19 protein-coding genes are annotated in these 18,470 nt (G+C 70.9%); 11 read left to right on the top strand and 8 right to left on the bottom strand.

Features of this window, described 5'->3' with window-relative positions; translation table 11 throughout:
• Positions 1–156 precede the first annotated feature (156 nt).
• The 3 genes from ACLVWQ_RS00095 to ACLVWQ_RS00085 all read left to right on the top strand — a co-directional run bounded on the left by ACLVWQ_RS00095 (position 157) and on the right by ACLVWQ_RS00085 (position 3,492).
• The gene (locus ACLVWQ_RS00095; protein ID WP_414106175.1) at positions 157–1,458 is read left to right on the top strand and encodes a sensor histidine kinase; all 1,302 of its coding nucleotides are present in this window, start codon (positions 157–159) and stop codon (positions 1,456–1,458) included.
• On the top strand, positions 1,455–2,123 hold the full coding sequence (locus ACLVWQ_RS00090) for a response regulator (protein WP_414105951.1): 669 nt from the start codon (positions 1,455–1,457) through the stop codon (positions 2,121–2,123). The genes ACLVWQ_RS00095 and ACLVWQ_RS00090 overlap by 4 nt, the downstream gene beginning before the upstream one ends.
• A 136-nt stretch (positions 2,124–2,259) precedes the next feature.
• Complete coding sequence (locus ACLVWQ_RS00085) at positions 2,260–3,492, top strand: sialidase family protein (protein ID WP_414105950.1); 1,233 nt, start codon at positions 2,260–2,262, stop codon at positions 3,490–3,492.
• Positions 3,493–3,683: 191 nt separating this feature from the next.
• On the opposite strand, the gene ACLVWQ_RS00080 is transcribed toward ACLVWQ_RS00085, so the two are convergent.
• From ACLVWQ_RS00080 to ACLVWQ_RS00060, 5 genes are read right to left on the bottom strand one after another with little or no spacing between them, the layout of a single operon-like run.
• Complete coding sequence (locus tag ACLVWQ_RS00080; RefSeq protein ID WP_414105949.1) at positions 3,684–4,619, bottom strand: dihydrodipicolinate synthase family protein; 936 nt, start codon at positions 4,617–4,619, stop codon at positions 3,684–3,686.
• Positions 4,616–5,707: an oligopeptide/dipeptide ABC transporter ATP-binding protein gene (locus ACLVWQ_RS00075; protein ID WP_414105948.1), complete on the bottom strand. Its 1,092-nt coding sequence runs from the start codon at positions 5,705–5,707 to the stop codon at positions 4,616–4,618. The genes ACLVWQ_RS00080 and ACLVWQ_RS00075 overlap by 4 nt, the downstream gene beginning before the upstream one ends.
• Complete coding sequence (locus ACLVWQ_RS00070; RefSeq protein WP_414106174.1) at positions 5,704–7,734, bottom strand: dipeptide/oligopeptide/nickel ABC transporter permease/ATP-binding protein; 2,031 nt, start codon at positions 7,732–7,734, stop codon at positions 5,704–5,706. The genes ACLVWQ_RS00075 and ACLVWQ_RS00070 overlap by 4 nt, the downstream gene beginning before the upstream one ends.
• Positions 7,734–8,696, bottom strand: coding sequence for an ABC transporter permease (locus ACLVWQ_RS00065; RefSeq protein WP_414105947.1), 963 nt, complete (start codon positions 8,694–8,696; stop codon positions 7,734–7,736). The genes ACLVWQ_RS00070 and ACLVWQ_RS00065 overlap by 1 nt, the downstream gene beginning before the upstream one ends.
• A gap of 52 nt (positions 8,697–8,748) precedes the next feature.
• Positions 8,749–10,377 (bottom strand): ABC transporter substrate-binding protein, encoded by a 1,629-nt coding sequence (locus tag ACLVWQ_RS00060; RefSeq protein WP_414105946.1) that lies wholly within the window; start codon positions 10,375–10,377, stop codon positions 8,749–8,751.
• A 234-nt stretch (positions 10,378–10,611) separates the two neighbouring features.
• Between ACLVWQ_RS00060 and ACLVWQ_RS00055 the strand changes: the two genes are divergently transcribed.
• The 3 genes from ACLVWQ_RS00055 (at position 10,612) to ACLVWQ_RS00045 (ending at position 13,219) form a co-directional block, all read left to right on the top strand.
• A complete protein-coding gene (locus tag ACLVWQ_RS00055; RefSeq protein WP_414106173.1) occupies positions 10,612–11,388 on the top strand; it encodes a FadR/GntR family transcriptional regulator in 777 nt (258 codons plus the stop codon).
• Positions 11,385–11,876 (top strand): protein-tyrosine phosphatase family protein, encoded by a 492-nt coding sequence (locus ACLVWQ_RS00050; protein ID WP_414105945.1) that lies wholly within the window; start codon positions 11,385–11,387, stop codon positions 11,874–11,876. The genes ACLVWQ_RS00055 and ACLVWQ_RS00050 overlap by 4 nt, the downstream gene beginning before the upstream one ends.
• Positions 11,877–12,304: 428 nt before the next feature.
• Entirely contained in the window at positions 12,305–13,219 is a 915-nt protein-coding gene (locus ACLVWQ_RS00045; protein WP_414105944.1) for a DUF2637 domain-containing protein, read from the top strand.
• Between the two features lie 8 nt (positions 13,220–13,227).
• Here the strand turns inward: ACLVWQ_RS00045 and ACLVWQ_RS00040 are convergent, their stop codons facing one another.
• Together ACLVWQ_RS00040 and ACLVWQ_RS00035 are read right to left on the bottom strand one after the other, a co-directional pair.
• On the bottom strand, positions 13,228–13,527 hold the full coding sequence (locus ACLVWQ_RS00040) for a DUF397 domain-containing protein (RefSeq protein WP_414105943.1): 300 nt from the start codon (positions 13,525–13,527) through the stop codon (positions 13,228–13,230).
• Complete coding sequence (locus ACLVWQ_RS00035; protein ID WP_414105942.1) at positions 13,509–14,342, bottom strand: helix-turn-helix domain-containing protein; 834 nt, start codon at positions 14,340–14,342, stop codon at positions 13,509–13,511. Before ACLVWQ_RS00035 ends, ACLVWQ_RS00040 begins: the two co-directional genes overlap by 19 nt.
• A 116-nt stretch (positions 14,343–14,458) precedes the next feature.
• Between ACLVWQ_RS00035 and ACLVWQ_RS00030 the strand changes: the two genes are divergently transcribed.
• On the top strand, positions 14,459–14,686 hold the full coding sequence (locus tag ACLVWQ_RS00030; protein WP_414105941.1) for a hypothetical protein: 228 nt from the start codon (positions 14,459–14,461) through the stop codon (positions 14,684–14,686).
• Positions 14,683–14,898, top strand: a complete 216-nt coding sequence (locus tag ACLVWQ_RS00025) for a hypothetical protein (RefSeq protein ID WP_414105940.1) — start codon at positions 14,683–14,685, stop codon at positions 14,896–14,898. Before ACLVWQ_RS00030 ends, ACLVWQ_RS00025 begins: the two co-directional genes overlap by 4 nt.
• A 2-nt stretch (positions 14,899–14,900) precedes the next feature.
• On the opposite strand, the gene ACLVWQ_RS00020 is transcribed toward ACLVWQ_RS00025, so the two are convergent.
• A complete protein-coding gene (locus ACLVWQ_RS00020) occupies positions 14,901–15,842 on the bottom strand; it encodes an NADP-dependent oxidoreductase (protein WP_414105939.1) in 942 nt (313 codons plus the stop codon).
• Between the two features lie 84 nt (positions 15,843–15,926).
• Between ACLVWQ_RS00020 and ACLVWQ_RS00015 the strand changes: the two genes are divergently transcribed.
• From ACLVWQ_RS00015 to ACLVWQ_RS00005, 3 genes are read left to right on the top strand one after another with little or no spacing between them, the layout of a single operon-like run.
• On the top strand, positions 15,927–16,655 hold the full coding sequence (locus ACLVWQ_RS00015; protein ID WP_414105938.1) for a TetR/AcrR family transcriptional regulator: 729 nt from the start codon (positions 15,927–15,929) through the stop codon (positions 16,653–16,655).
• Positions 16,652–17,404: a DNA repair protein RecO gene (recO, locus tag ACLVWQ_RS00010; protein ID WP_189775884.1), complete on the top strand. Its 753-nt coding sequence runs from the start codon at positions 16,652–16,654 to the stop codon at positions 17,402–17,404. Before ACLVWQ_RS00015 ends, recO begins: the two co-directional genes overlap by 4 nt.
• A gap of 43 nt (positions 17,405–17,447) precedes the next feature.
• Positions 17,448–18,299, top strand: a complete 852-nt coding sequence (locus ACLVWQ_RS00005) for an isoprenyl transferase (RefSeq protein ID WP_414105936.1) — start codon at positions 17,448–17,450, stop codon at positions 18,297–18,299.
• Positions 18,300–18,470: the final 171 nt, after the last annotated feature.

Raw genomic sequence — 18,470 nt, 5'->3', positions numbered from 1 at the left:
GTAGGCCCGTACGCGGTGTACACGACTCGACCGGGTGCCTCTCCTGCCACACACCTGCCGGAGAGGCGCCCCGTACCGGAAGATGGAGCCGTGCGGGAACGGGAAGCGACCACGGCCGGACGCGGTGACGCGCGGCCCCGCCGCGTCGAGCGGGTCATGGCGGTCGTCAACCGCGACCCGCTCACCGCACCGCACCGCACCCGCAACGACGCGTTCCTCGCGGTCGGCGTCGCGGGGCTCGCCGCGGTCATCGCCCTGCTGGGCGACGAGGCGTCCCGGCCCGGCCCGCTCGGCTGGACGTTGTTGCTCATCGCGCACCTGCCCCTCGCAGCGAGGCGTCGGCATCCGCCGGCGGTGCTGTTCGGGGTGGCCGCCTGCGTCGTTCCGTACCACGTCCTCGGCAACAACCACGTGCTGCCCATCCCCGCGACCCTCCTGGCGCTCTACACGGTCGCGGCGACCGGGACGGTGCGCCGCACGCTGCTCACCGCCGGGGTCGTCCTCGGCCCGACGCTGCTCATCAACGGCTTCACCAACCCGGACGGGGCCCTGGAGTTCCTGCGGATCTCGGGCTGGATCATCGCGGTCCTGTTCCTCGGCGCCGACGCCCGCTTCTACCGCCAGTACGTCGCCTCCATCGTCGAGCGCGCCGAACGCGCCGAACGCACCCGCGAGGAGGAGGCCAGGCGGCGCGTGGCGGAGGAGCGGCTGCGGATCGCCCGTGACCTGCACGATCTGCTCGCGCACAGCATCACCCTGATCGGCGTGCGGACGTCCGTGGCGGCCCACGTCCTGACCGCCGATCCGCAGCGGCTGGACCGCGAGGCCGTCGCCCAGGCGCTGGACGACATCGCGGACACCTGCCGGACGGCCCGGGGGGAGCTGCGTACGACGCTGGAGGTGCTGCGGGCGAACGAGACGAGCGTGAGCGCGGATGTTCCGGGCGGAGGCGGAGACGGAGGCGGACGGGAGTCGGCCGTGGGGTCCGTCGAGGGCGTCGAGTCCGTGGCGTCCTTGGTGTCCGTGGCGTCCGGGCGTGGGCCGTTGCCCGGTCTCGACGGTCTCGCCTCGCTCGCCGAGACGGCCAGGGCGGCGGGTGCCGAGGTCGAACTGTCCGTCCACGCGGACGGCGTACCGCCCTCCGTGGGCGCCGCCGCCTACCGGATCGTGCAGGAGGCGCTCACCAACGCCGTACGCCACGGCGGCCGCGACGATCTCACCGTGCGGGTCGGGCTGCGGACGGCGGAAGGGGCCCTCCGGGTGAGCGTCACCGACGACGGGGCGGGCCACGGGGCCGGGGTCGGGGTCGGAGTGGGTGAAGGCGCGCCGGGGTACGGGCTCCTCGGGATGCGCGAGCGGGCTCGTAGCGTGGGCGGCACACTGGACGCCGGACCGCGCCCCGCCGTGGGCTTCGAGGTGACCGCCGAACTGCCGCTGCCCCGGAAGGAGCCCCGATGACGATCCGGGTCCTGCTCGCCGACGACCAGACCCTCGTACGGGCCTCGTTCGCGATGCTCGTCGCGTCGGCCGGGGACATGGAGGTCGTCGGTGAGGCGGGCACCGGGCGGCAGGCCCTGGAGCTCACCCGTTCCGCGCGGGCCGATCTCGTGCTGATGGACATCCGGATGCCCGACCTGGACGGCATCGAGGCGACCAGGCTCATCGCCGCCGACGAGGACCTCGCGGGGGTGAAGGTCCTCGTCCTGACGACGTACGACACCGACGAGCACATCGTCGACGCGCTGCGGGCCGGGGCGTCCGGCTTTCTCGTGAAGGACATCCGGCCGGTCGAACTCCTCGACGCCATCCGGACGGTGGCCGCCGGGGAGTCCCTGCTGTCGCCCGGCCCCACCTCGCGCCTCATCGCCCGTTTCCTGCGCGCACCCGACCCGGCGACGTCCCTCGTGGGCGGGCCCGACGGGCTGTCCGAGCGGGAGCGGCAGGTGCTCACGCTGGTCGCGCGCGGGCTCAACAACACGGAGATCGCCGCGGCGTTGGGGCTGAGCCCGCTCACCGCGAAGACCCATGTCAGCCGGATCATGGGCAAGTTGGGGGCGCGGGACCGGGCGCAGCTGGTGATCGTGGCGTACGAGTCGGGGCTCGTGATACCCAAGGCGGTCTGAGCCGCCTCGACTCCGCGTAGCCGCACGGGCATTGCCCTGTCCCTCGGTGCGCACTAGTTTCTCCGGGGACATCCCACGTCCTATGTCTTGCCCTGAGTCCCACCCTCCGTCTCAGTAAGGATGAACCGTGGTCTTCATGAGCCGTCTTCGTCCGACCGTCCTCGGCGCCCTCGCCACCGTCGCCGGGTTCGCGACGGCACTCGCGTCCACCGGAACCGCCACCGCCGCGACCTCGGCCGCCGCGGCCCCCGGGGAGCTGCCGTCGAGGGGGTGTGTCTCCTCCGTCCCCTTCACGGCCGGGCAGAGCGGCTACGACACGTACCGCATCCCCGCCACCGTCACGACCCGCAGCGGGGCGCTGCTCGCCTTCGCCGAGGGCAGACACAACGGCGCCGGGGACACCGGCAACATCGACGTCGTGCTCAGACGGTCCTGGGACGGCGGCTGCACGTGGGGCCCGCTGTCCGTGGTCGCGGCCGGGGACGGTGACACCCGGGGCAACCCCGCGCCCGTGGTCGACCCCCGGACCGGCGAGGTCGTCCTCCTCACGTCCTACAACAGCGGTGCTGTGACCGAGGCGCAGATCATGCGGGGCGAGGTCACGGCCGAGCAGAGCCGGCGGGTCTTCGTGCAGCGCAGCCGGGACGACGGGCGTCACTTCGGTGCGCCCCGGGACATCACCGCCGCCGTGAAGCTGCCGGACTGGCGGTGGTACGCCACCGGGCCGGGGCACGCGGTGGCGCTGACCCGGGGTCCGTACGCCGGGCGGCTCGTCGTGCCGGCCAACCACTCGGCCGCGCCGCCGGGCGGCTCCGCCGACAGCGGGCAGGAGGCCAAGTACTACGGGGCGCACGCGATCTACAGCGACGACGGCGGGGTGACGTGGCGGATCGGGTTCGTGGACGACTCGTACGACGGGCTCGACAACGCGAACGAGAACGCCGTGGCGCAACTGCCCGACGGGCGCCTGTACTTCAGCGCGCGCGACCAGAACGGCAGCAGTGTGGGCAACCGGCTCGACAGCTACTCCGGTGACGGGGGTGTCACGCTCGACCGGCCCTACCGGGTCCAGCCGACGCTGGACGAGGTGCCGGTGGTCCAGGGGAGTGTGCTTCAGGTCGAGAGGGGGCCGCTGCTGTTCTCCGGGCCGTCCGTGCCGACGGTCCGGCAGTCGATGGCGGTGTGGCGGAGCGGGGACGGTGGAGGGAACTTCACCAAGGTGAGGACGCTGTCGTCGCTGCGGGCGGCGTACTCGGATCTTGTGCAGCTGGGTGGCGACAGGGTCGGGATCCTGTATGAGACGGGTACGGCGGGGCCGTACGAGACGATCGAGTTCCGCCGGGTGGGACTGGCAGAGCTGGGAGGGTAGGGGCCTTTCCTCGCCCCCGCCGCCCCTTCCCGTCCCGTCCCTGGGGGCTGCGCCCCCAGACCCCCGCCAACAGATTGCGCAGTTCCCCGCGCCCCCATTGGGGGCGCGGGGAACTGCGCAACGGGGGTTCGGGGGCGGAGCCCCCGAGGACGGGACGGGAATGGGTAGGGGCGGCGGGGGCGACAACACCCCTACAACAGACCCGCCCCCGCCAAGAACTTCCCCACCCCCGCAACCTCCTCCGCGGACAGCGGGACCTGCGGCTCCGCCGTGGCCGGACACGCGATCACACCCCGCAGATGCAGCGCCGCCTTGAACGCCCCGAGCGCCGCCGAACTACCCCCCGCCCGCCCCGCATCCCCCGCCCGCACCGTCCCGAACAACGAACACAACCGCTCCTGCTCACCCCGGGCCCGCTCCCAGTCCCCCTCCCGGCACAGCCGGTACAGCCGCGCGTACCCGGCGGGATCCACGTTCGCGAGACCCGGGACCGCCCCGTCCGCCCCCATCGCGAGCGCGGCGTCGACGACCAGTTCGGACCCGGTCAGCACGCTGAAACCGGAGACGGCGGGGTCCGCCCGTGCCCCGGTCACCACCGACCGGAAGCCGCCCTCGTCCCCGCTGGAGTCCTTCAGGCCGGCCAGCGTCCCGTCGGCCGCCAGCTCGAGGACCAGCTCCGGGCTCAGCTTGGAGTGGACGGCCACCGGGAGGTCGTACGCGAGGACCGGCACCGGCGAACGGGCGGCGACGAGGCGGAAGTGGCGGGCGATCTCCGCCGGATGCGTGCGCGTGTAGAAGGGGGCCGTCACGACCACGGCGTCGGCGCCCGCCTCCGTGACGTACCGGACGTGGTCCAGGACGCGCGGGGTCGTCATGTCGATGGCGCCGGCGAGGACGGGCACCCCGCCCGCCACGTGCCCGACCACGGTCTCGACGACCAGGCGCCGGTGACGGTCCGTCAAGTACGCGGCCTCCGACGACGATCCGAGGACGAACAGGGCGTCCACCCCGCCCTCCAGGAGGTGGTCGACCAGTCTGGTCAACGAGGGGACGTCCACCTCGCGGTCCGGTGTCAGGGGTGTGCAGACGGGCGGTACGACACCGGTCAGCGGGGCGGGAAGGGTCATCGAGGCTTCCTCTGGACGTCGTCGGACGGGGGGTTGGCCGTCGTGCCGGCCCGCGGTGCCGCTGTGCCGGCCTGTGTCACCAGGTCGCGGGTCGACACGCCGTCCTCGACAGGGTGGTGGCAGCGGTAGCGGTGCCCGGGGGTCGCCGCGGCCGCGAAGTCCGGCATGGACTGCGCGCACACCGCGTCCGCCTTCCAGCAGCGCGTCCGGAACGGGCACCCGCTCGGTGGCCGGGTCGCCGACGGCACCGGGCCCACCAGCGGGATCGGGTCGATCGGGTCGAGGAGGCCGGGCGTCGCCGAGAAGAGGGCGCGGGTGTACGGATGCCGGGAGCGGTCCGTCACCTCGTCGGCCGGGGACTCCTCGACGATCCGGCCGAGGTACATCGTGATGACGCGGTCGCTCATCCTGCGGACCGTCTGGATGTCGTGCGAGACGAACACCAGGGCCAGGCCGAGGCGTTCCTTCAGGTCGAGGAGGAGGTTGAGGATCTGGGCGCGCACGGAGACGTCCAGCGCGCTCGTCGGCTCGTCGGCGACCACCAGGTCCGGGTCGAGGGCCAGCGCCCGCGCGATGGCGACCCGTTGCCGCTGCCCGCCGGAGAGCTGGCCGGGCAGGCCGTCCGCGAGCGCATCGGGGAGGCCGACCAGGGACATCAACTCGCGCACCCGGTCGTCCCGTTGCCGGGCCGTGTCCCGCTTGTGCACGTCCAGCGGGTCGCGCAGGATCTGGCGTACCGTCAGGCGGCGGTTCAGGGCCGTCGAAGGGTCCTGGAAGATCATGCCCGTGCCGGTGCCCACCGCGGTCCGCCGCTCCGCCGGGGGCATCGTCCACAGGTCGCCGCCCCGCAGGGACACCGTCCCGGACGTCGGCTTCTGCACGCCCACCAGCACCTTGGCGAGCGTCGACTTGCCGCAGCCGGACTCCCCGACGACGCCCACCGTCTCACCGGGCGCGACGGTGAGAGCGGCGCCGGTCAGGGCGTACACGCGGTCGCGGGCGAACAGGCCGCCGGTGCGCGCCTTGTGGACGACATGCACGTCGGACAGCTCCACGAGGGGGCCGCCTGCCGGTCGGCTCGTGCTCATGTCGCGGCCTCGCTTCCGTCGGGGCCGCCGGGATACGTGGCCGGGGTGTGCGCGGGGTGCGCGGTGGGGGCGAGCGCCGGGTGGTGGCAGGCGACCTCGTGGCGGCGGGGCGGGCCCGTCAGCCGGGGGGCGGTCGAGCGGCACACCTGTGTCGCCATCGGGCAGCGGTCGGCGAACCGGCAGCCCGCCGGGAAGTCGGCGGGGGAGGGCACGACCCCCTTGATCTGCGTCATCCGTTCGGCCGCCGACTCCAGCGACAGGACGCTGCCGAGGAGGCCGCGCGTGTAGTGGTGGGACGGCGACTCCACCAGGTCCGCCGTGACGCCCGACTCCACGATCTGACCGCCGTACATCACGACGACCCGGTCGGTGACGTCCGCGACGAGCGCCAGGTCGTGCGAGACGAGGACGAGCGCGAAGTCCAGCTCGGTACGCAGCCTCAGCAGCAGCTCCATGATCTGCGCCTGCACGGTGACGTCGAGGGCGGTCGTCGGCTCGTCGGCGACGATCAGCCTGGGGTCGCGGGAGAGCGCCATCGCGATCAGTACGCGCTGGCGCTGGCCGCCGGACAGTTCGTGCGGGTAGCTGCGCAGGGTGCGCTCCGGGTCCAGGCCGACCAGTTCGAGGAGTTCGGCGCCCGAGCGGGTGCCGCCCCTTCTGACCACCTGTTTGAGCTGGGCGCGGATCGACATCGCCGGGTTCAGCGAGGACAGGGCGTCCTGGTAGATCATCGCCATCTCGTGGCCGAGCAGCCTGCGGCGTACGCGCATCGGCTCGCCGACCAACTGCCGCTGGTCGAAGCGGACATGGCCGCGGATCCGGGCGCCCTTCGGCTCCAGGCCCATCACCGCGAGGGCGGTCAGCGACTTGCCGCAGCCGGACTCGCCCACCAGGCCGAGGACTTCACCGGGCTGTACGTCGAAACTGATGCCGTCGACGATGTCCACACCCCCGTGCCGGGCGTCGAAACCGATGGCCAGGTTCTCGACGCTCAGGACCGGCCGGTGGCCCTCGGGCAGGGGACGGGCCCGGCCGCGCAGCCGCTGGGCGGCCTCCGCGAGGCCGGGCAGTTCCAGGACCTGCCCGCTGCCCGGCTCGGGCGTCTCCAGGCGGTCCTGAGCCGCGCGCGCCGGCACGTCCCGGCCCGCGGGCGCCGCCCACGCGTCCGAGACGCCCTCGGAGAGGATGTTCAGGGACAGCACGGTGACCAGCATCAGCAGCCCCGGGAAGACGGTCGCCCACCAGCCGCCGGTCAGCACCATGTTCTTGCCGTCCGCGATGACACTGCCCCAGGACGGGTCGGGCGGCCGCACGCCCGCGCCGATGAAGGACAGCGACGCCTCGAAGACGATCGCCTCGGCGACCTGCACGGTGCAGAAGACCAGGACCGGAGCCGCGCAGTTGACGGCCACGTGCCGCCACACGATGTGCGGGGTGCGCGCGCCGATGACCCGCTCGGCGGTCACATAGTCCTCGCCGTACTGGTCCATCACGTTGGCCCGTACGACCCGGGCCATCGGTGGCATGTAGAGGAAGGCGATCGCGCCGATGAGGATCGGGATGCCGCCGCCGAACACCGCGACGAAGACGGCCGCGAGCGCGATGCCGGGGAAGGCCATGACGATGTCGAGGCAGCGCATGAGCGTCTCGTCGACCGCCTTGCGCGAGGTCGCCGCGACCGCGCCGATGAGCGCGCCCACGACCAGGGCGAGCGCGGTCGCGCCGAGGCCGATCGCCAGGGACCAGCGGGCGCCGTACATCAGCCGGCTGAGGATGTCGCGGCCCAGGCTGTCCTGCCCCATCCAGTGCTCGCCGGACGGCGCGCCCTCGCCGTGGCCGTGGTCGACCAGCGGCGCCTGTTCGAGCGGGTCGTGCGGGGAGACGAGCGGTGCCAGCAGGGCGGTGAGCACGACGATCCCGATGACGCCGACGGCGATCCGGGAGATCAGGGGAAGCCGGGTGAACCCCTTGAGCCGGACGCCGGGCCGGGAAAGGGCGTCGGTGAGCCGCTTCCGGTTGGTCACCATCATGCTTCGGCACTCCTCAGACGCGGGTTGACCAGCAGGTAGAGGATGTCGATGACCAGGTTCACGACGACGAACCCGAAGGCGATGGTGAGGACGCCGCCCTGGACGACGGCCGGATCACCGTTCTTCACGGCGTCGATCATGAGTTTCCCCATCCCCGGCAGATTGAAGATCGTCTCGATGACGACCGCGCCGCCGAGCAGATAGCCGACGCGCAGGCCGAGCACGGTCAGCGGGTTCATCAGGGCGTTGCGCAGCACGTTCCGCCCGACGACGACCACCGGGGGCAGGCCGCTGCCGATCGCGGTCCGTACGTAGTCCTTGTCCAGCTCCTCCACCACGGCCGTGCGCACGATCCGGGTGAGCTGGGCGGCGACCGGCAGCGACAGGGCGAGCGCGGGCAGCGTCATGGTCTTCAGCCAGCCGGTGAACGAGTCGGCCGGGTTGATGTAACCGCTGGTGGGGAACCAGCCCAGGTCCACGGCGAGGTACTGGATCATCAGCAGCGCCAGCCAGAAGCCGGGCGCCGCCACGCCGGTCAGTGAGACGACCCGGATCAGCTGGTCGGGGAACCGGTCCCGGTAGATCGCGGCGGTGACCCCGCCGAGCAGCGAGAGCACCACCGCGATGCCCAGACCCAGGAAGGTCAGCTGCATCGTGAGCGGCAGCGCGGTGGTGACCTGGTCGACGACGGGCGCCCGCGTCAGCGCGCTGACGCCCATGTCACCCCGGACCAGATCCCCGACGAAGCCGACGTACCGCACCGGGAACGGGTCGAGCAGTCCGTTGCGCTCCCGGAAGTCGTGCAGCTGCTGCTCGGTCGGGTTGGCGCCCTGGAAGTACGCGGACGCCGGATCGCTGTCCGAGAACCGCATCACGACGAACACGAACAGAATGATTCCGAGCATCAGCGGAATGAGCAGAACGACCCGCCGACCCAGAATCCTGACGATCGCGACCACAGATTCTTCTCTCCTCGGTACGACAAGAAAGCCGGCAGCCTCCGCGTGACCTCTAGACCCACTTCGCCTGGAGCACGTTGATCCCCGGGTACGGCTGCGGCCGGACACCCGTCAGGTCCTTCGCGTCCCATGCCGTGATCAGCTCGTTGTGCACCACCGGATAGATCACCGCGTTCTCGGCGACGACGTCGATGTATTCCTGCGTCATCGTCTTCTTCTTCGCGGTGTCCGGCTCCCGCGTGGCCTGGTCCATCCGTTTGAAGAGGTCCTTGGCCACGGAATTGCCCTCCCAGCGGGCATACCGCATCCAGGTGTTCCCGGGCCCGTAGTTGTAATGCATGATCAGATCCGCGTCGAGACCGAACTGGTTCGGATTGGACGCGGCGGCGACGACCTGGAAGTCCTTCTTCTGGTCGAGTTTCGTGAAGAGCGCGGCGGTCTCCTGCGGTTCGAGGGTCGTCTTGACCCCGATCGCGTCCCAGGAGGCCTTGACGGTCGGCAGGCAGTCCACGATCCAGCTCACGTTGACCGCCATCAGGCTGACCGTCAGGCCGCTCACCCCGGCCTCCTTCAGCAGCGCCCTGGCCTTGTCCGGGTCGTAGCCGTAGACGGTCTTCGCCTTGCGGTACGTCGGGTTCTCCTCGTTGAGGAACGACGACGCCGGCTTTCCGTGACCGCGCAGCGCGGCCCGGATCATCTGCTCCTTGTCGATCGCGTAATGCAGCGCCTGCCGCACCCGCACGTCGTCGAACGGCTTGTGGGCGGTGTTGAAGAGAAGGAAGAGGTGGTTCATTCCCGCCCCGCCCTCGACCTTCAGACCGCCCTTCTCCAGCTGGGAGATGTTGGCGTACGGAATGTTGTCGGCGATCTGCGCCCCCGCGCTCGACCCCGAGATCTTCGCGACCCGCGGCGCGGCGTCGACGATGGTCAGCCAGTTCATCTTCTTGAACGCGGCCTTTCGCGGCCCGTTGTAGTCCGCGAACGCCTCGAAGGTGGTGTTGGACTTCGGGTGGTGAGCGGTCTGCCGGTACGGGCCCGAACCGACCGCCTTTCCCGTCGTCGCCTGGTCCAGCGCGCCCGCCTTCCCGAACACGTGCTTCGGCATGATCTTCGCGAGCGTGAGCCGCTGGGCCCCGTCGGGGAAGGGGAACTTGAGGACCAGTTCGACCGATTCCTCGTCGACCTTCCGTACCTCCTTCAGCCAGGAGGCGAAGAAGTTCTTGGCGAGGGTCGTCGTCTTGGGATCCAGGACGCGCTCATAGGTGAAGACCACGTCGTCGGCGGTGACGGGCTGTCCGTCGTGCCACTTGGCCCCTTCCCGCAGCGTGAACTTCCAGGTGGTCGCCCGGAGATCGGCGGGAATCGCCCTCGCCAGGGCCGGGTACGGCTCACGGCTGATCGGGTCGGTGTCCAGCAGCCCCTCGTAGATGTGCTGGTTGCCGGCCATCGCGAAGGCCGAGGCCGTCATCAGTGGGTCCCAGCTCTGGTCGTTGCCGTAGCCGATCACCGCGGTGAGCGTCCGGTCGGCACCCTCGCCCTCGCCGCCCGTCTCGTTCGTGGACTCCGGCCCCGAGGAGCAGGCGGAGAGCGTCGAGGCGATCGTGGCGGCCGCGCCGAGCGCGCCGGAGTACTTCAGGAACGACCGGCGGTGCAGCGCCGGTGCGGGGGTGGCGTCGCGCACGGTTCCTCCAGCAAGGAGTGGGAGATACGACGTTCTACGTCTTGGGTGCAGCGTGACGATAAGAGGGCCCGTGGGGGCGGTCAAGGGAACGCGCACGAATGCCGTTTCTGCCAGAGGTGCGACCAATGACGCCGTGAAACAAGCAAAGTTGACACTTCGTCAACTGAGGGTTGACGTGTGTGGGGGTGCGGATCCTGTCACGAGGTGGGACGTGGGATGTCCCTGCCGCGTACGATGCGGCGCATGTCTGAGCGGCGCGCATCCGACGGCTCCAGGAACCCCCGCGAGCGGCACGTGAGCAGCCAGATCCAGCGCGAGGTCACCCAGCTGATCCTCGACCGCAGGCTCCTGGCCGGTGCGCCGCTGCCCACCGAGGCCGAACTGATGGAGTCCCTCGGCGTCAGCCGCAACTCCGTGCGCGAGGCCCTCAAGGCGCTACAGGCCCTCGACATCGTGGAGATCAGGCACGGCTACGGCACCTATGTCGGCCAGGCCTCCCTGACGCCGTTCGTCGACGGCCTCACCTTCCGCACGCTGGCCCGCCAGGCCGGGCGGGACGGGCAGGACGGGCAGGGCGACGACACGGGCGCGTTGGCGGAGATCCTCCAGATCCGGGAGGTCCTGGAGGAGGGGCTGGTGCGCCGGGTAGCGGGCACCCTGTCGGACGAGGAACTGGCGCGCCTGGAGGGCGTGGTGGACCGGATGGAGGAGGCGGGCTCGGCCGGGCTGCCCTTCCCCGAACTCGACCGCGAGTTCCATGAGCTGCTGTACGCGCCGCTCGGGAACGCGCTGGTGTCCCAGCTGCTGGGGGCCTTCTGGACCGTCTTCCGGCGGGTCTCCGCCGTACGCGGCTGGACGGACGACCCGGCGCCCGAGGTCACGGTCCGCCGCCACCGTGACATAGTCGTCGCCCTGCGCGCGCACGACGTCGAGGGGGCGCAGAAGGCGATGGCGGACCACTTCCGGGGAATCGAGGCGAGGGCCGCCCAGGAGTCACGGGGGGTCGGATGAACGCGGGTCGGGCGGACGGAGCGGACGGGGCGGGCTGGGACGAGGCGGGTTGGGGCGAGGCGGAGCCCGGCGTGCTCCGGCTGCCGTCCGGCCGTCCGGTACGGGGCCGGGGGCTGCGCAGGCCGCTCGATCCCGCGGCGCCGCTTCCCACGTACGGCGTCTATCTCCTCGGCAAGGAGCCGCCCGAAGTCCCCTGGGAGTCCCGCTGGTTGAGGTGGCCGGACTTCCGGCTGCCCCGGGACCGGGCCGACGCGCGGACGGTCCTGACACGGGTCTGGGAGCGGGCCGCGGACCCCGCCGAGCGTGTCGAGATCGCCTGCGCGGGCGGCCGCGGCCGTACGGGCACGGCCCTGGCCTGCCTCGCGGTCCTGGACGGTGTGCCGCCCGGGGAGGCCGTCGAGTTCGTGCGACGGAACTACGACCGCCACGCCGTGGAGACACCGTGGCAGCGAAGGTACGTACGCGGGTTCGGGGAGCGCGGGCGGTAGAAGGACCTGCTTTTCGGTCCGTGCGGGACCCTGGCCTATAAACGCCGCCGTCAATTGATTCGACGGGGTTACGCTCACTCATTTGCCGCGCATCCGAGTAAGAGCGGACGGCGTTAGCGAGATATGACGAAAGCATGGCTCCTCGGCAATCCCGCCCAGATCCCAGCGGGTGAGGAAAATCTGACTGTCGTCCCTCAGGTGGCGATGGGCCGGTACATCTACACACCCGCCTCGGCCCATTCGGCACCGGGTGCCCGTGGCACTTTGCGCGGGGACGGCGAATCGGTCGAACTATGCGTCACAGAGCCTTTGTTGGGAGATTTTCTGGCGTCTCTGAACAGTGCGCAGAGCGAACTGAACCAGCGGTGGGGCGCCCAGGCGTGGCCCAGCGGCAACGTGGTCCGCGCATGACGGGGGGAAGATATCCAGTGAACGACGACTACGCCCACCTGTTCGTTCCGGACGACCGCGCGTACGACGGCGGAGCGGGTACGGGGGCGGGGACCGGGGCGGGCTCCGGGCGGCACCGTGGCCCCGTCGACACGGGACACCGCACGGGACCCCAGGAGTATCCGGGGTACTCGGGGTACTCGGGGAACGCGGGCCCCTACACGGGCGCCCCCTCCGGTTCCTTCGACTCGGCCTGGGACCCGGTCGAGGAACTGACCTACCTCCTTCAGGACGCGGCGTCGGCGGAGCCGTCGGCCACCGTGCCACCACCCCGCAGCGAAGCCCCACCCGTCGGCGGACTCACCGGCGACCCGATGGACAACCTGGCCCGCATCACCGCGGAGCTGCCGCGCATCCGGTCTCATCCTTCCGGGCATCGAAAAGTGCGAATCCGCAAAAGCCTCAAGTCCCGTTTCACCTGGCTGCAGACCGTCAGTTTCACCATCGCCGCGCTGGGCGCCGTCATCGTGTCGATGGTGAGCGTCTTCGGCGGGATGGTGTCGTACGTCCCCCTGCGCCACGTCGCCTCACTCACGGAGAGCAGCACGGCGGCGTGGTGGCCCCTGCTGGTCTACGGCCCGTGGATGATGGCCTCGCTCTCCATCCTGCGAGCAGCCCTGCACCAGCGTCGCGCCGCGCATTCCTGGTTCGTCGTCCTACTGTTCGCGTCCGTGGCGATGGCGCTGTGTGCTGCGCAGGCCCACCGGACGTTCACGAGCATCGCCACGGCCGCGCTGCCGGCGCTCGCGGCGTTGGCCTGCTTCCAGCAACTGGTCCGTCAGATCACCCTGACCAGGCCACCCCGCCAGAGCGTCCCCCGCCACCGGTCCCTGCCTCCCACCGCGGCGACGTCGACCGGGCCGGACACCCCCACCGCCGACGCACCTGAGTGAAATCGAGTTCACCGTTCTCCTTGTGAGCGGGCGGGGCGCCCGACTCGGCGGACGAACTGCGTCCAGGCTGTGGCGCCGACCAGAAGTACGGCCCCGTCCGCGACTTTGCTGTCCCGGACGGGCACGATTCCGGGGAGACCGTCGGCGACTTCGACGCACGACTCGCCGCCGCTGCCACCGCTGTAGGTGCTCTTGCGCCAGCGGGCGGCGCCTATGAAGTCGTACGCGATTTCGACGCAACTGCCTCCGTTGCCATCGCTGTAGCTGCTCTTGCGCCAGCGGGCGTTGCTCAGGTCGAACTCGGGCATCGTCTGTAGTCCTCAGCCGCCGAAGCGATCAGGGCCAGGGACGCCTCCGGCGACAGTACGGCGACCCTCAGCAGATCGTATGTCCCCTGCATACGCTTCACCAGGGCCGGGTCGTCGAGGAGGGTCCCTGAATATACGGCTTCTGTATAGGCGGTTGGTGGAGCGTCAGGGAACTCCATGAGCGTCATCATTCCGGCCATCGCGGCGAATGCTCCTGCCGCGTACGGAAGGACCGTGACCAGCACCTTCTGGTGGTGAGCCACGGTGAGGATGTGCTCCAGCTGCCTGGCCATCACCGCCGGACCGCCCACCGGGATGCGCAGCACGTTCTCGTGGAGGATCGCCCAATACTCGGGACGTGCAGCACCTTCCAGGATGCGTGAGCGCTCAAGCCGCGCCGTGACCTTCTCCTGTACGTGCTCGCCGGCTGCGAAGGGGTTGGTCGCCAGAGTGACCGCTTGCGCGTAGGCGGCAGTCTGAAGGAGTCCTGGTACGAGCACAGGCGCGAAGTCGCAGAGCTTTGTCGCGAGGCGCTCCAGCTCGACCACGTTCGCGAAGTAATCCGCGTATCGCTTGTCATCGATGAGCTTCCGCCAGGTGCGCTCGAAAAAGCCCACGGTTTGTAGGACCTCATCGATCCTCTGCGCCACATCCAACTGCGGTCGGCGAATCGCCTGTTCGAACTGGCCGATGTAGCCGCCCGACACAAACACCCGCTGCCCCAACTCCGCCTGAGTCAGCGCAGCGTCCTCCCGGTGTCTCTTCAGTTCTGTTCCGAAGAATTCCCAGGCCGCTTGACGTGAACCATTGGCCATGGCTAACCCCTTTCCGCTGCACCGCCGTTGCTCGGCGTGGACCTCTTCCAAAGAGTAATCGGCCGGTGTCACCGTGGAGTCGAGAAGAGTGAAACCACGGAGAAAAGGGGAACACGGTGAAGGCTGCTCGCCAGGGAGACGACGTACGGCACTCGACGGTCTGCGTCGAACAAGCGGAGGAAACGGTGAAGGAATTGCGCGACGCACTCGCTTCCACAGGAATCAAGCTGCCGACACTCCGGCTCGACCCGGCGACTTTGGCGCGCGAGGCACCCTGCCCGCTCGTCGAACTGGGCCGCTGCTCCGTCGAGACGGCGGCCCGGCTCGCGGCGGTGCTGCGATGAAGCCCCACGTAGGGACGTACGCCGTCGACACGAGGACCGGGCGGGTCGGCAGGGTGATGGGCCACGAGGGGCCGTACGTCCAGCTCCGCCCGTACGGCGGCGGCCGGGAGTGGGACTGCGCACCGGACACCGTCCGGGGAGCCACCCCGGCGGAACGGATCAGCGCCGCGACGGCGTACGCCAACGCACGCAGCCGCGGCGAGGTGCCATGAGGTCAGTGCCGTAGCGCGATCTTGCCGCGGGCGTGGCCGCTCTCGCTCAGCGCGTGGGCGGCCGCGACCTCGGCGAGAGGGAACGTCCCCGCGAGAGGGATCCGCAGCCGGCCCTGTTCGGCCAGCTCGACGGCGAGCGCCAGACCGTACAGCGCGGGCGGGTCGGCGGCGCCGAGAGCCGCGACCGGCGAGGCGATCGACAGGTGCACGCCGTGGGCGGCGGCGGAGAGGTCGGCGACCGTCACCACGCGGGCCGGATCGGCGTCGACGGCGACGGCGACCAGGTCGGGCAGCGCGCCGCCCGCGCAGTCGAACACCGCGTCCACGCCGGACGGCGCGAGCGCGCGGACCCGCTCGACCAGCCCCGGACCGTACGTGGTCGGCTCCGCGCCCAGGGACCGCAGGAAACCGTGGTTGTGCTCGCTCGCGGTGCCGATCACGGTGGCCCCGCGCACGAGGGCGAGCTGGACGGCGACGCTGCCGGTCCCGCCCGCCGCGCCCTGCACCAGGACGGTGTGCCCGGAGGCCACCCCGAGCCGGTCGAGGACGCGGAAGGACGTCTCGACGGCGCCCAGCGCGCCGGACGCCTCCTCCCACGTCCACGCGGCCGGTTTCGGTGCCCACGTGGTGAGGACCGCGTGGTCGGCGTTGGCGCCGCGGCCGGTGCTCGCGGTCGCGCCGAACACCTCGTCCCCGACGTGGACGCCGGGCACCCCTTCACCCACCTCGTCGACCACGCCCGCGGCCTCGTGACCGGTCCGGACCGGGAAGACCGCCGGCATCACCTCCCGCATCGCTCCGGAACGGCCCTTCACCTCTCCCGGTGACACACTCGACGCGCGGACGGCGACGCGGATCTCGCCGGGGCCCGCGTGCGGTCGCGGTACCTCGACGATCCGCAGGACGCCGGGCGGGCCGTACTCGCTGAACTGGACTGTTCTCATGGCTCCGAACGTAGGAGGGGCTGCCGTCCCGCCCGGCTAAAGTGAGAGCGATGGCGACCGAAGTGAGTCAGTAGTGAGCCGGTTGTGAGCCAGTTGCGTTCAGACGCCCACGACAACCGCGACCGCATCCTGGCAGCGGCCCGGACGGCCTTCACCGCCGAGGGCCTCGCCGTCCCGGTACGGGAGATCGCCCGGCGCGCCCGGGTGGGCACCGCCACCGTCTACCGGCGCTTCCCGACCAAACAGGCGCTGCTGACCGCGGCCTTCGCCGAGGACATGACCCTGTGCACGACGGTCGTCGACGAGGGCCTCGCGGCCGGGGACCCGTGGCAGGGGCTGTCGCTGGTGATCGAGAAGCTCGTGGCCGCGTCCGGCGGCGACCCGCGCGTGCGGGCCATCCTCGTGCGGCTCTCCCGCGGCGCCGAGTTCACCGCCGACCACGACCGGACGGTACGCGGACTCCTTGAGCTGATCCGGCGGGCCAAGGAGAGCGGCGCACTGCGCGCGGAGATCGTCCTGGAGGACATCGTCCTCACCCTGCAAGCGGGGCACGGCATTCGAGCCGGTTCCCCCGCGGCGCAGGAGGCGGCGGCGCGGCGGCTCGCCGCGCTGATCATCCAGTCGTTCCGGGCGGACGGCGGCGCGGGCCCCCTGCCACCCGCCGCCCGGCTGCCGACCCGGGCGCTGCCCACCGGACCGGAGACCGGACGCGGCACCGCTGCCGCCGACGGCACTCAGCCACCCCGGTCACCCCGACCGCACCGGCCACCCCGGCCGCACCCGCCGGTCCCGTACGGGAGAATGGGCTCATGAGTCTGTTCCGCGACGACGGCATCGTGCTGCGCACCCAGAAGCTGGGTGAGGCGGACCGGATCATCACCCTGCTCACCCGCGGTCACGGGCGGGTACGGGCCGTGGCCCGGGGCGTCCGCAGGACCAAGTCCAAGTTCGGGGCGCGGCTCGAACCCTTCTCCCACGTCGACGTGCAGTTCTTCGCTCGGGGGAGTGAGCTGATCGGCCGCGGGCTGCCGCTGTGCACGCAGAGCGAGACCATCGCTCCGTACGGCGGCGGCATCGTGACCGACTACGCCCGCTACACCGCCGGGACGGCCATGCTGGAGACGGCCGAGCGGTTCACGGACCACGAGGGGGAGCCGGCCGTCCAGCAGTATCTGCTGCTCGTGGGCGGGTTGCGGACCCTCGCCCAGGGCGAGCACGAACCCCACCTCATCCTCGACGCGTTCCTGCTGCGCTCACTCGCCGTGAACGGCTACGCGCCGAGTTTCGACGACTGCGCGAAATGCGGGATGCCCGGACCGAACCGCTTCTTCTCCGTCGCCGCGGGAGGCTCCGTGTGCGTCGACTGCCGGGTGCCCGGCAGCGTCGTACCCTCGGCGGGGGCCCTCGAACTGCTCGGTGCGCTGCTGACGGGGGACTGGGCGCACGCGGACGCGTGCGAGCCGCGGTACGTCAGGGAGGGCAGCGGGCTGGTGTCGGCCTACCTGCACTGGCACCTGGAGCGTGGCCTGCGCTCCCTGCGGTACGTCGAGAAAAGCACCTAGTGCGATCAACAGCTGTACGAGACCTGAGAGAGACGAGAAGCAGATGGTGGTACGCGGGATCCTGGGGCGCCAGCGCCGCGAGTACAAGACGCCGGAGCCGCACCCGTCCGGTGCCCGTGCGCCCAAGCTGCCCGGTGAGCTGATCCCGAACCACGTGGCGTGCGTGATGGACGGGAACGGCCGCTGGGCCAAGGAGCGCGGCCTGCCCCGCACCGAGGGGCACCGGGTCGGCGAGGGTGTCGTGATGGACGTCCTCAAGGGCTGCCTGGAGCTGGGCGTCAAGAACCTCTCCCTGTACGCCTTCTCGACGGAGAACTGGAAGCGGTCGCCCGAGGAGGTCCGCTTCCTGATGAACTTCAACAAGGACGTCATCCGGCGCCGGCGGGACGAGATGAACGACCTCGGGATCCGGATCCGCTGGGTGGGCCGGATGCCCAAGCTGTGGAAGTCCGTCGTCCAGGAGCTCCAGGTCGCGCAGGAGCAGACGCAGGACAACGACGCGATGACGTTGTACTTCTGCGTCAACTACGGGGGGCGGGCGGAGCTCGCCGACGCGGCGAAGGCGCTGGCCGCTGATGTCGCCGCCGGGAAGCTGGACCCTGACAAGGTCACCGAGAAGACGATTCAGAAGTATCTGTACTACCCGGACATGCCGGACGTGGATCTCTTCCTGCGGCCCAGTGGGGAGCAGCGCACGTCCAACTATCTGATCTGGCAGTCGAGTTATGCCGAGATGGTGTTCCAGGACGTGTTGTGGCCGGACTTCGACCGGCGTGACATGTGGCGGGCGTGCGTGGAGTTCGCGTCCCGGGACCGCCGCTTCGGCGGGGCCGTCCCGAACGAGGACCTCCTGACGATGGAAGCCGACATGAGGGGCCGCCCGGAAGGCCCGTGACCCCGGCCGGGCCCCAGCCAAAAGCCAAAAGACTGCGCAGTTCCCCGCGCCCCTTCAGGGGCGCGGGGAACTGCGCGACAAGCCCCCACCGGGCCGGCACCCGGGGACGAGCGCCTAGGTCGTTTCTGATGGCTCTTGTGGGGTGGGGTGGATCAGGTTCTGGGCCGGGCA

The sequence above is a fragment of the Streptomyces sp. CWNU-52B genome (assembly GCF_047444975.1).
Taxonomy (GTDB): domain Bacteria; phylum Actinomycetota; class Actinomycetes; order Streptomycetales; family Streptomycetaceae; genus Streptomyces.
The sequence above is the reverse complement of the archived record's forward strand: the minus strand, read 5'-3'. Positions and strand labels throughout refer to the sequence as shown.

Coding starts and splice junctions, on each gene's coding strand:
- ACLVWQ_RS00050 (WP_414105945.1), top strand. CDS start 11,385: ATGAACGCGGGTCGGGCGGACGGAGCGGACGGGGCGGGCTGGGACGAG.
- ACLVWQ_RS00080 (WP_414105949.1), bottom strand. CDS start 4,619: ATGACCCTTCCCGCCCCGCTGACCGGTGTCGTACCGCCCGTCTGCACA.
- ACLVWQ_RS00055 (WP_414106173.1), top strand. CDS start 10,612: ATGCGGCGCATGTCTGAGCGGCGCGCATCCGACGGCTCCAGGAACCCC.
- ACLVWQ_RS00005 (WP_414105936.1), top strand. CDS start 17,448: ATGGTGGTACGCGGGATCCTGGGGCGCCAGCGCCGCGAGTACAAGACG.
- ACLVWQ_RS00075 (WP_414105948.1), bottom strand. CDS start 5,707: ATGAGCACGAGCCGACCGGCAGGCGGCCCCCTCGTGGAGCTGTCCGAC.
- ACLVWQ_RS00085 (WP_414105950.1), top strand. CDS start 2,260: ATGAGCCGTCTTCGTCCGACCGTCCTCGGCGCCCTCGCCACCGTCGCC.
- ACLVWQ_RS00020 (WP_414105939.1), bottom strand. CDS start 15,842: ATGAGAACAGTCCAGTTCAGCGAGTACGGCCCGCCCGGCGTCCTGCGG.
- ACLVWQ_RS00070 (WP_414106174.1), bottom strand. CDS start 7,734: ATGGTGACCAACCGGAAGCGGCTCACCGACGCCCTTTCCCGGCCCGGC.
- recO (WP_189775884.1), top strand. CDS start 16,652: ATGAGTCTGTTCCGCGACGACGGCATCGTGCTGCGCACCCAGAAGCTG.
- ACLVWQ_RS00095 (WP_414106175.1), top strand. CDS start 157: ATGGCGGTCGTCAACCGCGACCCGCTCACCGCACCGCACCGCACCCGC.
- ACLVWQ_RS00090 (WP_414105951.1), top strand. CDS start 1,455: ATGACGATCCGGGTCCTGCTCGCCGACGACCAGACCCTCGTACGGGCC.
- ACLVWQ_RS00040 (WP_414105943.1), bottom strand. CDS start 13,527: ATGCCCGAGTTCGACCTGAGCAACGCCCGCTGGCGCAAGAGCAGCTAC.
- ACLVWQ_RS00035 (WP_414105942.1), bottom strand. CDS start 14,342: ATGGCCAATGGTTCACGTCAAGCGGCCTGGGAATTCTTCGGAACAGAA.
- ACLVWQ_RS00025 (WP_414105940.1), top strand. CDS start 14,683: ATGAAGCCCCACGTAGGGACGTACGCCGTCGACACGAGGACCGGGCGG.